Here is a 13040-nt window from a genome sequence, read left to right on the forward strand (position 1 = left end):
TTGGCAAGTTCTTGGTTAACCTGTTGGGGACGCGCGGTATTTTTGACACGTAACACTCAAAGAAATCCCCGAAATCTTTAAACACTTTCGCACATTAGTGTTTAAACGTGGGGCGTATGGACACTTTGAATGCCGGGGAAAAGTCCCGTGAGGCCAAGTCGAAGAAGATACGAATAATCCACAGCAAGAGACGGCTCCTCCAGCTCAAGAGGAAGGAGGAGCTAAGCCACAACATCCGCTACATCTCCAAGGTCCCGGTGAGGATCGTCATGGACCGGGATTTCCTCATCCTCCATCCGAGTGATCCCCTCTCCAGACTTGTCCAGGAGCTCCGGGGCGAAGAAAGCTCCGCGGTCGTCACGGACGAGGAAGGGCGCCTCATGGGCTTCATCACGATGAAGGACCTCCTCCACTTTTTCGAACCTCCCCGGCGGTACTCCATAGTTGGCGTTGGTCTCCTGAAGAAGTACTCCGTAAACCGTGCCTCCAACGTTGCGGACATAATGGTTCGGAGGCCCGTAACGATTCACGTTGATGAGAACCTCGGCAGGGCGATAAAGGTCATGATAGAGACCGGAAAGCACCATCTCCCCGTCGTTGATGATGAAAACCGCGTCGTTGGTCTGCTCGAGGTCAAGGACATCATAAGGTTGATACGCATAGTGTCCTCGTGAACCGCTCGAATCCAAAGCGTCTAAGGGATGATAATCATGGACGTATTCCTGGAGCTGGCGCTGATACTCGTGGTTGCGAAGCTGTTCGGCTACCTCACCCTTCGGCTTGATTTTCCAGCAGCACTTGGACAGCTCCTGGGTGGAATCCTCATAGGGCCGTCCCTGCTGGACCTTGTGTCCTACGATGAGGGAGTGAGGCTCGTTGCCGAGCTCGGGGTCGTCATGCTCCTTTTCCTGGCCGGCCTTGAGACGGACATCGAGGAGTTCAAAAACGTGGGCGTCCCCGCTTTCATAGTGGCGGTTCTCGGCGTCATAATACCCTTCGTTCTGGGCTACGTCGGCGCTTTGGCCTGGGGCTATTCGGACATTCAGGCGCTCTTTCTCGGTGGAATCCTCACGGCCACGAGCGTCGGCCTCACAACGAGCATACTCATGGAGATGAAGAAGCTGAGGAGCCGCGTGGGAACGACGATTTTAGCCGCGGCCGTCGTCGATGACGTCCTCGGCATCATAATTCTGACGGTTCTCGTCGCCATGAACACGAAGGGCAGCGTCTATCCTGTGGACGTCCTTATAATCCTCGGTGAGGTCACCCTGTTCTTTATCCTCGGCCTCCTCCTCGGCAGTCCCGCCGTAAAGGAGGCCCTCCGGGCGTCCGAGAGGATAAACCTGCCCGAGACCATAACGGCCTTCGCCATAGCCATAATGCTCATCTTCGCCTCCATAGCCGAGCGGTTCCAGCTCGCTGGAATAACAGGCGCCTACCTAGCCGGCCTCATCGTGGCGGGCAGTGCCGAGGCAAGGGAGGTGACGGGCAAGACACTGACCATCGGTTACTCCCTCTTCATACCCGTTTTCCTCGTCAGCATAGGTGTCGAGACCGACATCCACGTTCTGGCCCACATCGGAGCTTTTGCCGGACTTTACGCGGTTCTGGCGATAGCTGGAAAGATAGTCGGCTGCGGCATCGGTGGACTGCTGACCAGGTTCAAGGGCAGGGAGGCCCTTCAGATTGGAATGGGAATGGTTCCGAGGATGGAGGTCGCGCTCATCATGGCCAACATCGGACTGAGGGAGGGTGTGTTCGACAGGGGGACGTTTTCGATACCGGTCAGCATGGTGATAATAACAACGCTTGTTACGCCTTTCCTCCTCAAGTGGGCGTTCTCGAGGGAGTGATATGGAGATACTCCTCCTGATGGCCTTGATGCTGGCAACGGCCAAACTCGTGGGCTACCTCTTCGAGCGCCTCGGTCAGCCGGTCGTTCTCGGGCAGATATTCGGGGGTCTCCTCATAGGGATATTCTTCGACACCAACCCGGTAATCGGCCAGTTCGCCAACCTGGGCGTCCTGTTACTCCTCTTTATAGCGGGCCTTGAGAGCGAGCTTGAGGAGTTCAAGCGCGTGGGCAGGCAGAGCGTGGTGGTCGCGGGTCTGGGAGTCCTTGTGGCGTTCGTCTTCGGGTTCTCGGTTGCTTACTTTTTCGTTCCTCTCCACGAGGCGGTTCTTTACGGCGCCATGATGACCCCGACGAGCGTCAGCATAACGGTGAAGGTTCTCATGGAGCTGAGAAAGCTAAACACCCGTGAGGGGACGACGATTCTTGCCGCCGCGGTTGTCGACGACGTCCTTGGAATACTCATCCTCACCATTGCGATATCCATGATCAAGGGCGGCGAGGTCAACTACGCGGCCCTCCTCGAGGTTCTGGTCTCGGTCTCGCTCCTCCTTTTCTTCTTTCTCTACTTCGGACCCGGCCTCGCCGACAGGGCGTTCCGCTTCATCTCGCGCATAGACCTGCCCGAGGCAGATACTGCTTTCGCCCTGATATTTCTGATAGCCTTCGCCTTCCTTGCGGAGCACCTGAACCTCGCATCGATACTCGGCGCCTACCTCACGGGCCTCGCCCTCGGCCAGAGCTCCAAGAAAAAGTCGATAATGGATCACATGAACGTCCTCGGCTACTCCCTCTTCATCCCGCTGTTCTTCGTCGAGGTCGGCATGAGGATAGAACTGGGCTACATCCTCCACGCAGGGGCCTTCGCGGTCCTCTACACCCTCGCGGCAATCCTCAGCAAGGTGCTCGGCTGTGGCCTCGGTGCCAGAGCTTCTGGGTTTGACTGGAACTCCTCCCTCAGGATAGGCGTCGGCATGATACCCAGACTGGGTGTGGAGCTGGCGATGCTGGCCGTTGCCATAGCCAGCGGCATAGTCGGCCCCGACGCCCTGACGGTGGCGATCCTCATGGTATTCGTCACGACGGTGATAACGCCGCCCCTCCTCAAGTCCCTCTACACCAGGTAACCCGAGTGCACACTTTATGGCATAGCTTTATAAAACCCTCACCGCAGTGGCGAACATGAGCGAGTGGCTTTCGATACTGAGCTCCGCACTCTTCATGCTCATCATGATAGACCCGAGCGATAAGATACTCTTGGTCAGCCTCCTTCGTGAGGACTTCCACATAGAGGACATTAGAACCCTTATCGTCAGGGCCAACCTCATAGGCTTTCTCCTGCTCTTCCTGTTCGCAGTTTCCGGACAGATAATCCTCCAGCAGATATTCCACATCGACATAAACGCCCTCCGCGTTGCAGGTGGCTTCGTGCTCTTCAAGATAGGTCTAGAGGCCCTCGAGAGCGGCGGAATGCTCACGCTCAAGAGGGAGAAGAACATACTGGCTTTGGCCGCGGTTCCGGTTGCCACCCCCCTGATAGCCGGCCCGGCCGCGATAACGACCGCGATAACCCTGACTGCCGAAAAGGGCCTCTACCACGCCACCGCGGCAGTGTTCCTTGCCATCCTGATGACGGCCCTCGTCATGTTCGTGACGCTGTACCTGATCAAGAACGTCAGCAAAACGACCCTCGGCGTCTTCATCAGGATAATAGGTATGTTCACGATGGCTATTGGTGCCCAGATGATGGTTCAGGGCGTCGTCGGGATATACCTCCTGATGACGTCTGCTGTCTGACGCCCGGGGAACGGGCAGGGCCAAAACTCTTGGGCTAACCTTTTAACCCCTTGAGCTTTTCCAGGAAAGGAGGGTTGAGAATGAAGGTAAGGCTTGAAAAGGTTAAGGGAACGCGAGATTTGCTCCCGGAGGAGATGGCGAAGAGGAGATGGGTTTTCGAGAGAATCCGCGAGGTCTTCGAGCGGTATAACTTTCACGAGGTTCTCACGCCCACCTTTGAGTACACCGAGCTCTTCAAGCTGAGGAGCGGTGAGGAGGTGGTCGAGCAGCTCTACGCCTTCGACGACAAGGGCGGGCGGAACCTCTCGCTCCGGCCGGACATGACGTCCAGCGTCGCGAGGCTCTACGTCAACGGCTTCCAGAACGCCCCGAAGCCCGTTAAATGGTACTACATGGCCAACATGTTCCGCTATGAGGAACCCCAGAGCGGCCGCTTTAGGGAGTTCTGGCAGGCGGGGGTAGAGCTCCTCGGAAGCGATAAAGTTGAGGCGGATGCGGAGGTCATAGCGCTTTTCGTTGAGAGCTACCTGGCGACCGGGCTCGAGGACTTCACCGTGAACATAGGCGACCGCGTTCTCCTCGACGAGTTCGCCAAGATGCTCGGCGTTGAAGATGACATAGGCCTGATGAGGCTCATAGACAAGAAGGACAAGATGAGCCGGGAGGACTTCGCCGGCGCCCTGAGGGAGTTCGGGCTGGACGATGGGAGCGTTGAGAAGGTCCTGGCGCTCGTCGAGATTAAAGGGAAGCCAGAGGAGGTTCTTCCGAGGGCGGAAGAGCTCTTCACGAGCGAGAAAGCTAGGGAGGAAATCAAGCGCCTCTACGAGCTGGTCGATTTGCTCGACGCCTACGGCGTCTCGAAGTGGATAAGGATAGACCTCGGCATAGCGAGGGGCTTCGACTACTACACGAGCATTGTCTTCGAGGCAATAGCACCGAACGACCTCGGCATAGGCTCGATAGGCGGCGGCGGCCGCTACGACAACCTTATCTCCGTCTTCGGCGGAAAGCCAACTCCGGCGACGGGCTTTGCCATTGGAATCGAGCGCCTCATCCCGATACTCGAGTGGAAGGGGCTCATCCCGGAGCCGAAGCTCAGACCCGACGTCTACGTCGTGCCCATAGGGAAGGACGTCGAGCTGAGGCGGGCCGCCGTTGAGATAACGAGCGCCCTGAGGGCCGCGGGCGTCAAAACCGACTGCGAGCTAACTGGAAGGAAGCTCAGGAAGGCACTAGATTACGCCGGAAAGCTCGAGGTTCCGTACGTCGTCCTCGTTGGGAAGAAGGACCTGGCGGAAGGAAAGGTCACGGTAAGGGACATGGAGAGCGGCGAGCAGATAACGGTCTCAAAGGAGAAGGTTGTGGGGGAGGTTCTGGGCCTTTTGGGCCTTTGAACTCACTTCTTCACCTCCACCCTGAACTCCCGCGCCTTTCTCTTCATCCTCCACTCCTCGAGCTTCCTCACGAAGGGGCAGCGGGAGCGCCAGTGCAGGTAGGCCTTCTTCAGCCTCTCCAGCATTTTCATCACCTAATATCCTCTCCTGATCTCATCGAAGTAATCCAAGAGTGCCTCCGCAATCTCCTGGGACTCGATTCTAACGCTCACCTCGTGATTCCAGTCCAGCGCGGCCTCGCTCCAGTTGTGGCTTCCGATGTAAACCACCCCTCCGTCTATCACCACCATCTTGGTGTGGAGGGTTGTCGAAGGTGAATCAAAGACCACATCGACCCCGTTGGAGCGGAGGTAGTCGTAAGTAACTTTGTTGTCCTCGATGCTGTTTTCGAGTACCACGTGGACGCTCACTCCCCTCCTTCTTGCCTCCACCAGCGCCCTTATCAGGTCGTTGGCGTGGTCGTGGCCATCAGCCGGGTCGTACTTCATCAGGAACATCGTGACGTAAACGCTCTCCCGCGCACCGCGTATGTCCTCGATGAGGCTCCTGTAATACGCATCGTCCACCAGCAGTTCCATTGGGGGAAGGTTTTCCTCAGTCTTCGAGTCTTTCAGAAGGCAGTCGCGGTACTTCTCGCGGAGTTCGCCTAAACTTTCACTCGTCCTGTCAAGCGTCGCGTTCAAAAGCCTTAGATTCTCCAGGCAGGCTGTTAGGTTTTTCCTCAGCTCCGTTTCGGCACTGTGGTTTACGATGTACTCCGTCTCAGTTACGGTGACGGTTTTTGTAATGGTCTTGGTTCTTTCCGATGTTACCGTCTTTTCAACGGTGGTGCTCCCGAGACAGCCCGCCACCGCGAGCATCGCTGCCACCAGTATTGCCGCGAGGTAGGTTTTTGACCGCATGAAGGGTCGTGGGAGAGTAGCCTTAAAGCTTTAGCGGGTGAAACCTTATTAACGTCCTCCTCCTACCTCGGGTGATTGGGATGATGAGTCTGGAGCCCCCTGATCGGTGAGGAGGTTTCGCGGGGCTGACCGAGATGATAAGAGAACGCCTCTGCCGGGAGTACCTGGAGGAAATCGACAGGCTGGAGCGCTCGCTCCGGGAGCTGGAGGATGAGCTTGTAGAGCTGAGAATGCAGCTGAACCTCAAGGTGGACGAGGCCAACAGGCTCGCCATAGAGAACGCGAGTTTAAGGCACAGGATTGAGATGATGGAGCGGCGTGAGAAACGGCTGGTTGAGTTCCTCCGGAAGTTGAAGATTCCCCTGATATACATCGACGAGGAGAGATTTGAGGACGTTGATGTGGACCTCGGTCCCGATTCGAAGGACTGAGGAAAACCTTAATAGCCCAACTTCCTTTTCTACTTCAGTTTAAGAGGTGAGGCTAATGAGCATGGACATGACCACGAGGATGTTTAAGGAAGAGGGGTGGATAAGGAAGCAGTGCCCCAAGTGCGGCAAATTCTTCTGGACGCTCGACCCGGACAGGAAGACCTGCGGTGACCCGCCGTGTGACGAGTACTCCTTCATCGGAAAGCCCGGAATACCGAAGAAGTACACCCTTGAGGAGATGCGCGAGAAGTTCCTGAGCTTCTTCGAAAAGCACGGCCACGGGAGGGTAAAGCGCTTCCCGGTTCTTCCCCGCTGGCGCGATGATGTTCTCCTCGTTGGGGCAAGTATAATGGACTTCCAGCCCTGGGTCATAAGCGGCGAGGCCGACCCGCCGGCGAACCCGCTCACCATAAGCCAGCCCTCAATAAGGTTCACCGACATAGACAACGTCGGAATCACGGGCAGACACTTCACGATCTTCGAGATGATGGCCCACCACGCCTTCAACTACCCGGAGAAGCCGATTTACTGGATGGACGAGACTGTGGAGCTGGCCTTCGAGTTCTTCACCAAGGAGCTCGGGATGAAGGGTGAGGACATAACCTTCAAGGAGAACCCCTGGGCCGGCGGAGGAAACGCGGGCCCGGCCTTCGAGGTGCTCTACCGCGGTCTTGAGGTTGCTACCCTGGTTTTCATGCAGTATAAGAAGGCGCCAAAGGACGCCGACCCCGCTCAGGTTGTGGAGATCAAGGGCGACTACTACGTCCCAATGGAGACAAGGGTTGTTGATACCGGTTACGGCCTTGAGAGGCTCGTCTGGATGAGCCACGGAACACCAACTGCCTACGATGCCGTCCTTGGCTACGTCGTCGAGCCCCTGAAGAGGATGGCGGGTGTGGAGAAGATAGATGAGCGCATCCTCATGGAGAACTCTCGCCTCGCGGGAATGTTCGACATCGAGGACATGGGCGACCTGAGGTACCTCCGCGAGCAGGTGGCCAAACGCGTCGGAATCAGCGTTGAGGAGCTTACAAAGGCTGTGCGGCCCTACGAGCTGATATACGCCATAGCTGACCACACCAAGGCCTTAACCTTCATGCTCGCCGATGGCGTTATCCCGTCCAACGTCAAGGCCGGCTATCTGGCGAGGCTCCTCATAAGGAAGAGCATAAGGCACCTCCGCGAGCTCGGCCTCGAGGTCCCGCTGGCGGAGATAGTGGCCATGCACATCAGGGAGCTCTCGCCGACCTATCCCGAGTTCAAGGAGATGGAGGAGGTCATTCTCGACATCATAAACGTCGAGGAGAAGCGCTATCATGAGACCCTCAGGCGCGGAAGCGACCTCGTGAAGCGCGAGGTGGCCAAGCTCAAGAAGGCCGGCAGGGATGAGATTCCACTCGAAAGGCTCCTCCTGTTCTATGAGAGCCACGGACTGACGCCGGAGATAGTTGCAGAGGTTGCACAGAAGGAGGGAATCAGGGTCGAGATCCCCGACAACTTCTACACGCTGGTCGCTAAGGAGGCGGAGAAGGCGGAGAAGAAGGCCGCCGCTGAATACGCCGTTGACTTTGAGCTGGTCAAGGACCTCCCCGACACGAGGACGCTCTACTACGAGGATCCGTTCATGAGGGAGTTCGATGCCGAGGTTCTCAGGGTCATAGACGACTGGGTGATTCTCAACCAGACCGCCTTCTATCCGGAGGGTGGTGGTCAGCCCTACGACACTGGTGTCTTGGTCGTTGATGGTGAGGAAGTTAAGGTCACCAACGTCCAGAAGATAGGGAAGGTTATCCTCCACAGGGTCGAGAGGCCGGAGCCCTTCAAGGAAGGGGCCAAAGTTCATGGAACGCTCGACTGGGACAGGAGAATCCAGCACATGCGCCACCACACCGGAACCCACGTCCTCATGGGTGCCCTCGTAAGGGTTCTCGGAAAGCACGTCTGGCAGGCCGGTTCACAGCTCCACACCGACTGGGCCAGGCTGGACATAATCCACTACAAGCGCATAAGTGAGGACGAGCTCAGGGAGATTGAGAGGCTCGCCAACAGGATTGTGATGGAGAACAGGAAGGTGACCTGGGAGTGGCTTCCGAGGACCGAGGCCGAGATGAAGTACGGCTTCCGCCTCTACCAGGGCGGTGTCGTTCCCGGAAAGACGATTAGAGTCCTTAAGATTGAGGACTGGGACGTCCAGGCCTGCGGTGGAACGCACCTGCCCAACACCGGTCTAATCGGCCCAATCAAGATTCTGAGAACCGAGCGCATACAGGACGGTGTCGAGAGGATAATCTTCGCCGCCGGAGAGGCCGCGGTTGACTGGATGCAGGAGACCGAGAGGCTTCTCAAGAGAACCGCCGAGACCTTCCGCGTCCCGCCCGAGAAGGTGCCGGAGACGGCCGAGCGCTTCTTCAGCGAGTGGAAGGAGGCGAGAAAGGAGGTCGAGAAGCTCAGAAAGGAGCTGGCCAAGCTCCTCGTCTACGAGCTCGAGGGGAAGGTCGAGAAGGTTGGGGAGGTTGAGTTCATCGGAGCCGTCGTTGAGGGCGCGATGGACGACCTCCGCGAGGCGGCGAACAAGCTCAGGAAGGAGAAGCGCGTCGTCGTCCTCATCAGCAGGGAGGGCCACTTCGTCGTTGCCGTTGGCGACGGCCTGGACGTAAAGGCCGGGGAGCTGGCCAGGGCGGTAACGAGTGTCGCCGGCGGCGGCGGTGGCGGAAGGAAGGAGCTCGCCCAGGGAAGAATCAAGAACCCGCTGAAGGCCGAGGAGGCTATTGAGGAGGTTAAGAGGAGGCTCGGCTGAGCCCAGTTCTTTCTTCCCTTCTTCCATCAGGGGAGTGATTTGCATCAAGGTCAAAACCCTGACACGTCAAATCGTCGCGCTCGCCGATGAGCTCGGTTTGAATGCGGTTCCCGAATACAGAACGCCCGACGGCACGAGGATAGACATCGCGATCCTTCGGGATGGGCGAAAGCTCCTCGCGATAGAGCTTGAAGCTTCCTTTAAGTGGTTCCCTCAAAGGCTCCTCTACGACGTTGTTAAGGCCCACCGGGCGGGTTTCCCGGAGCTTTGGGTTGTCACACCCTTCCACGGCAGCCCTGGATGGGTTCGGGGGTACGCTGAGGAGCTCGGGCTGACCCTCAGGATAATGGGAGAAGAGGAGGCAATTTCAAGGCTCAGGACTTGCTCTCCTTGCGGTACTTGATGTATATGACGTCCTCCGCATGCCACATGGGTATCTTGTCGCCGGTTATCAGTATTTCGGCCTGGCCCTTCTGGTAAACTATCTCTTTGGTAAGTTCCGGTGGGAGCTGGAACTGTACGTAAACTTCACCGGGGAGGCCCTCCTTCTCGACCTGGATCCTGAATTCGTCGCTGCCCCTGTAGCTCATATCTCCGTAGCGCACTAGGTACGAGGTTCCCTTGGGAAACGCTATCTTCAGCTCAAAGGAGTCCACGTGGGGCTCTATTCTCATGGTGAACAATCCGACGCCGTCCTTCGTTACGAATGTGACACTCTGGTTGTCAATGTAAAATACCTCCTTGTACTCTATACTGGCGGGTGGTATCTGGGCGGTGTGGAACGCGTAGGCCACCAGGGCTATGGTGATGACCGCCATGATTACCAGTACCTTGTTCACGAGTATCCCCCTCCATAAGACTCTCCCGGAAGGTTATTAACACTTTTGTGTAGGTGTTTACGATGATAAAATGAAACGTGTCGGTTTCAAAGCCCCGTCGGCTCGTCTATGAAGAGAACCTCCACGTCAAACTTTTCTCTGAGGACCTGCATCAGGGCCCTAACTCCGAGAGTTTCCGTCTTGTAGTGGCCTGCGACGAGGACGCTCTGGGGCAGATCGATGGCCGTCAGGTAATCTGCATGCGTGAATTCACCTGTTATGAGGAGGTCTATGCCCTTTCTGTGGGCCTCCTCCAGGGCGAAGGCCCCGGCGCCGCTCACGGCACCGACCGTTTTTATCTCCCTCGCCCCGAACCCGTAGGTCTTCACGGTCGTTCCGAGCTTCTCGGCGATTGTCTGCGCCACCTTCTCGATCGGCTGCGGCTCAGTGAACTCCCCATAGAAGCCCACGCTCAGCCCCCTGTACTCGCCGAAGGGTCCCCGGGGCTCAATGCCAAGAAGGCGGAGCAGCTCGACGTTGTTGCCCACCTCGGGGTGGGCGTCGAGGGGCAGGTGGGCGGCGTAGAGGTTTATCCCGCTCTCCATGAGGGCCTTCAGGCGTCTGTAGTGTATCCCGGTGATGTAGCCGAGACCACCCCATATCATGCCGTGGTGGACCACCATCATGTCGGCCCCGGCCTTTGCGGCCCTCTCGATCGTTCTTAGTGTTGTATCAACTGCAAAGGCGACCCTTTCGACCTCCGCCTTTCCCTCCACCTGGAGGCCGTTGCTCGACTTGTCTGGATAAGCCGAAATCTGCAGGTACTCGTCGAGGAAGGCAACGAGCTCGTCGCGGTTCATCCTTCACCCTCCAGCAGGTTTTTTATCCCATTCTCATCGAGGGGTATAACGTTTTCCGGAACGTTTCTAAACTTCCTCGCGATTAGGAGGTAATAAACCTCTCCCCTCCAGCCCGTTAGTTCGACTTTTCTTCTGAGCTCCTGGAGGAGCTTTTCAGCGTTTATGGCCTTTTTTCTCCACTTACACTCGCCGAAGATGGCCCTTTTTCCTTCGGGGTCAAGGGCTACGATGTCAATCTCGTAGACTTTTCTCTTTCCCCCCTCCCTGTAATGACCCCAGTGCCTTCCAATCCTCGAAACCTCAATTGGGAGAAGCCCTCTTTCGCCAGCCAGCCTTAGGAGTCCCCTGCAGGCGAAATCGAACCGTTTACCCACGTAATCGGGGAGGCTCCCTTTAACGTCTTCCCATAGCTTTTCCCGGTTTAGTTCGTACTCGCTCAGCCTCGGCTGTATAAATCGGAACCAGAAGTTTAGGAAGGGATGATTTATGTAGAGGACGCTCCCTTTTCCCAGGACTGCCCTGTCGTAATCGACCAGGCGGAAGTAGTTCACGAGCTCGTGAAGCTGTCTCGTTATCGAGGTTTCCTTCCTGTTCAGGTAGCCGGCAATCTCGCTGGGCGAAGTTGAGCCGTTAGCTATCGCTTCAAGGATGTCGTAGTAAATCCCTGAGCGCTTTCCAAACACCAGTGAGAGTATTCTCGGAACTTCTTCTTCGAGGGGCGCCGAATAGCTGAAAATAAGCTCATCAATAATTCTCTCAGCTTTCTCGCCCTCAATCCCCTCATCTTCAATGGCCACCCAATATCGTGGAAAGCCCCCGAAGATGGAGTAGAGCGTGAAGAAGTCGTCGAGGCTTTCTATCTCAACCTCTCTCGCCATCCCGTAGCTTCCCATGATGTCGAGGGGTTCGAGGCGGAGTTCCCTCTTTATCCTTCCGTAGAAGGGCTCTTTGGAGTCTTTGAAGAGTCGCTCAACCATCCCAATCGTTGAGCCCGTGAATATGAGGAGTATTGGCTTTTCCTCGTTCTCGTCCATGAACCGCTGGAGCGCCGGGTAAACGGAGGGTTCGACGAAGCGAAAGTCTTGAAATTCATCGAAAGCTACCGCACCATTAAACCGCTCAAAGAGAACCTCGAAGAGGTCGTCCCAGCTTTTGAGTTCTTCCCTCTTGGAAAGAATGCCTTTTTCCCTGAGGATTTCTGAGTACTCCCTCAAGAGCGAGGTGGAGCTTTTGCCCCGGTTCACGAAGAAGTAGAGGTCGTTTTCACTCAAGAATTCCCGGAGAATCCTTGTTTTTCCAACCCTCCTGAGCCCGTAGATGGCAACGCTGTAGAGCCTTTTCCGGGAGCGTTCCCTGGCCCTCTGAAGGACGTTCATCTCGCGCTCCCTGTCCACAAAGCGCATTCTATTCACCAACTGAATTATTCACTAAGTGAATATAAACCTTCCGCATGGTGTGGTCTCGGAAAGTATTTAAGAGTTCTTAGTCTTCGTGCCATCGTGTGGGAAGGGAGTTTCATTGTTGACCTTTGGGAGAGAATTTTTAGGGCACTGTCAAAGATATCCTGGTTTTACCTGGTTAAGCGTTTCTATCTTCGAGGAAAGGTTACCCATGATTTCGTTGATAAATGGGTGCTCGCCAACACCGTACTGTCAATTTTGGGAATTCTTGTTCTATATCTCATCCCCTCTCGCTGGGTTGTCTATTCTTTCATTGTATACGGTTCGATCCGAATCTTTGAGGTGATTGTGTATCAGGTGAACGTTCTTCTCTTCGATCCATACCGGGCCTATCGCGCTGGAAAGGAGTACTCGATAAAGTCTCCCATCCGGACGGTTATACTACTTCTTCACAATCTCTTGGAAATCATAGCGTGGTATGCCGTCGTATACATGGGCATCGCCATCTTAAATAACGGGGCCCTAACCCATGGTCCGGCGTTCTACTTCATGGGGAGTGCACTCTGCATGACGACATTCGACCCATCAATAAGTTCTGAGATAGCCCCGGGTACCGCTCTATCCATCATTAAGACTGTTGCATTCTTTGAAGTTGAAACGGGGATAATTATGACCGTTATTTCCCTTGCGAGGTTCTTGGGTCTTCTCCCTGATGTTTCCCCAAAGTCTTGAAATGGCAACGGCAAACCCTTTTAAAACCGAGCCTCAACTCCAGCAGAGAGGTGTTGA

Annotated in this window: 14 protein-coding genes; 9 read left to right on the plus strand and 5 right to left on the minus strand. The window is 56.0% G+C overall.

What is annotated here, in order from left to right; translation table 11 throughout:
• The first annotated feature begins 116 nt into the window (after nucleotides 1-116).
• From FH039_RS01130 to hisS, 5 genes are all read left to right on the plus strand, one after another.
• On the plus strand, nucleotides 117-674 hold the full coding sequence (locus FH039_RS01130; RefSeq protein WP_139681536.1) for a CBS domain-containing protein: 558 nt from the start codon (nucleotides 117-119) through the stop codon (nucleotides 672-674).
• A 36-nt stretch (nucleotides 675-710) separates the two neighbouring features.
• On the plus strand, nucleotides 711-1853 hold the full coding sequence (locus FH039_RS01135) for a cation:proton antiporter (protein WP_139679885.1): 1143 nt from the start codon (nucleotides 711-713) through the stop codon (nucleotides 1851-1853).
• A gap of 1 nt (nucleotide 1854) precedes the next feature.
• Nucleotides 1855-2979, plus strand: a complete 1125-nt coding sequence (locus tag FH039_RS01140; RefSeq protein ID WP_139679886.1) for a cation:proton antiporter — start codon at nucleotides 1855-1857, stop codon at nucleotides 2977-2979.
• A gap of 55 nt (nucleotides 2980-3034) precedes the next feature.
• Nucleotides 3035-3649 (plus strand): MarC family protein, encoded by a 615-nt coding sequence (locus FH039_RS01145; RefSeq protein WP_139679887.1) that lies wholly within the window; start codon nucleotides 3035-3037, stop codon nucleotides 3647-3649.
• An 80-nt stretch (nucleotides 3650-3729) separates the two neighbouring features.
• Entirely contained in the window at nucleotides 3730-5043 is a 1314-nt protein-coding gene (gene hisS, locus FH039_RS01150; RefSeq protein WP_139681537.1) for a histidine--tRNA ligase, read from the plus strand.
• Between the two features lie 2 nt (nucleotides 5044-5045).
• Here the strand turns inward: hisS and FH039_RS12460 are convergent, their stop codons facing one another.
• Both FH039_RS12460 and FH039_RS01155 read right to left on the minus strand, forming a co-directional pair.
• Nucleotides 5046-5174, minus strand: coding sequence for a hypothetical protein (locus FH039_RS12460; protein ID WP_276607316.1), 129 nt, complete (start codon nucleotides 5172-5174; stop codon nucleotides 5046-5048).
• A gap of 3 nt (nucleotides 5175-5177) precedes the next feature.
• Entirely contained in the window at nucleotides 5178-5945 is a 768-nt protein-coding gene (locus FH039_RS01155; RefSeq protein ID WP_240703239.1) for a phospholipase D-like domain-containing protein, read from the minus strand.
• 134 nt (nucleotides 5946-6079) lie between these two features.
• Between FH039_RS01155 and FH039_RS01160 the strand changes: the two genes are divergently transcribed.
• The 3 genes from FH039_RS01160 to FH039_RS01170 are packed head-to-tail and all read left to right on the plus strand — an operon-like array spanning nucleotide 6080 to nucleotide 9576.
• Nucleotides 6080-6376 carry a DNA replication initiation control protein YabA gene (locus FH039_RS01160; RefSeq protein WP_139679888.1) on the plus strand — a complete coding sequence of 99 codons (297 nt, stop codon included), beginning with the start codon at nucleotides 6080-6082 and terminating at the stop codon, nucleotides 6374-6376.
• Nucleotides 6377-6431: 55 nt separating this feature from the next.
• Nucleotides 6432-9173: an alanine--tRNA ligase gene (alaS, locus tag FH039_RS01165; protein ID WP_139679889.1), complete on the plus strand. Its 2742-nt coding sequence runs from the start codon at nucleotides 6432-6434 to the stop codon at nucleotides 9171-9173.
• Nucleotides 9174-9207: 34 nt separating this feature from the next.
• Nucleotides 9208-9576, plus strand: coding sequence for a hypothetical protein (locus FH039_RS01170; protein WP_139679890.1), 369 nt, complete (start codon nucleotides 9208-9210; stop codon nucleotides 9574-9576).
• On the opposite strand, the gene FH039_RS01175 is transcribed toward FH039_RS01170, so the two are convergent.
• The 3 genes from FH039_RS01175 to FH039_RS01185 all read right to left on the minus strand — a co-directional run bounded on the left by FH039_RS01175 (nucleotide 9548) and on the right by FH039_RS01185 (nucleotide 12254).
• The gene (locus tag FH039_RS01175; RefSeq protein WP_139679891.1) at nucleotides 9548-10012 is read right to left on the minus strand and encodes a hypothetical protein; all 465 of its coding nucleotides are present in this window, start codon (nucleotides 10010-10012) and stop codon (nucleotides 9548-9550) included. The genes FH039_RS01170 and FH039_RS01175 overlap by 29 nt on opposite strands.
• Nucleotides 10013-10098: 86 nt before the next feature.
• Complete coding sequence (locus tag FH039_RS01180) at nucleotides 10099-10851, minus strand: Nif3-like dinuclear metal center hexameric protein (RefSeq protein WP_139679892.1); 753 nt, start codon at nucleotides 10849-10851, stop codon at nucleotides 10099-10101.
• The gene (locus FH039_RS01185) at nucleotides 10848-12254 is read right to left on the minus strand and encodes an ATP-binding protein (RefSeq protein WP_139681539.1); all 1407 of its coding nucleotides are present in this window, start codon (nucleotides 12252-12254) and stop codon (nucleotides 10848-10850) included. Before FH039_RS01185 ends, FH039_RS01180 begins: the two co-directional genes overlap by 4 nt.
• Nucleotides 12255-12350: 96 nt before the next feature.
• Here FH039_RS01185 and FH039_RS01190 point away from each other — a divergent pair, with 96 nt between their 5' ends.
• Nucleotides 12351-12983 carry a hypothetical protein gene (locus FH039_RS01190; RefSeq protein WP_139679893.1) on the plus strand — a complete coding sequence of 211 codons (633 nt, stop codon included), beginning with the start codon at nucleotides 12351-12353 and terminating at the stop codon, nucleotides 12981-12983.
• The last annotated feature ends 57 nt before the right edge of the window (nucleotides 12984-13040 follow it).

The organism is Thermococcus indicus (assembly GCF_006274605.1).
Lineage (GTDB): Archaea > Methanobacteriota_B > Thermococci > Thermococcales > Thermococcaceae > Thermococcus > Thermococcus indicus.

Coding starts and splice junctions, on each gene's coding strand:
- FH039_RS01130 (WP_139681536.1), top strand. CDS start 117: ATGGACACTTTGAATGCCGGGGAAAAGTCCCGTGAGGCCAAGTCGAAG.
- FH039_RS01135 (WP_139679885.1), top strand. CDS start 711: ATGGACGTATTCCTGGAGCTGGCGCTGATACTCGTGGTTGCGAAGCTG.
- FH039_RS01140 (WP_139679886.1), top strand. CDS start 1,855: ATGGAGATACTCCTCCTGATGGCCTTGATGCTGGCAACGGCCAAACTC.
- FH039_RS01145 (WP_139679887.1), top strand. CDS start 3,035: ATGAGCGAGTGGCTTTCGATACTGAGCTCCGCACTCTTCATGCTCATC.
- hisS (WP_139681537.1), top strand. CDS start 3,730: ATGAAGGTAAGGCTTGAAAAGGTTAAGGGAACGCGAGATTTGCTCCCG.
- FH039_RS12460 (WP_276607316.1), bottom strand. CDS start 5,174: ATGAAAATGCTGGAGAGGCTGAAGAAGGCCTACCTGCACTGGCGCTCC.
- FH039_RS01155 (WP_240703239.1), bottom strand. CDS start 5,945: ATGCGGTCAAAAACCTACCTCGCGGCAATACTGGTGGCAGCGATGCTC.
- FH039_RS01160 (WP_139679888.1), top strand. CDS start 6,080: ATGATAAGAGAACGCCTCTGCCGGGAGTACCTGGAGGAAATCGACAGG.
- alaS (WP_139679889.1), top strand. CDS start 6,432: ATGAGCATGGACATGACCACGAGGATGTTTAAGGAAGAGGGGTGGATA.
- FH039_RS01180 (WP_139679892.1), bottom strand. CDS start 10,851: ATGAACCGCGACGAGCTCGTTGCCTTCCTCGACGAGTACCTGCAGATT.
- FH039_RS01185 (WP_139681539.1), bottom strand. CDS start 12,254: ATGCGCTTTGTGGACAGGGAGCGCGAGATGAACGTCCTTCAGAGGGCC.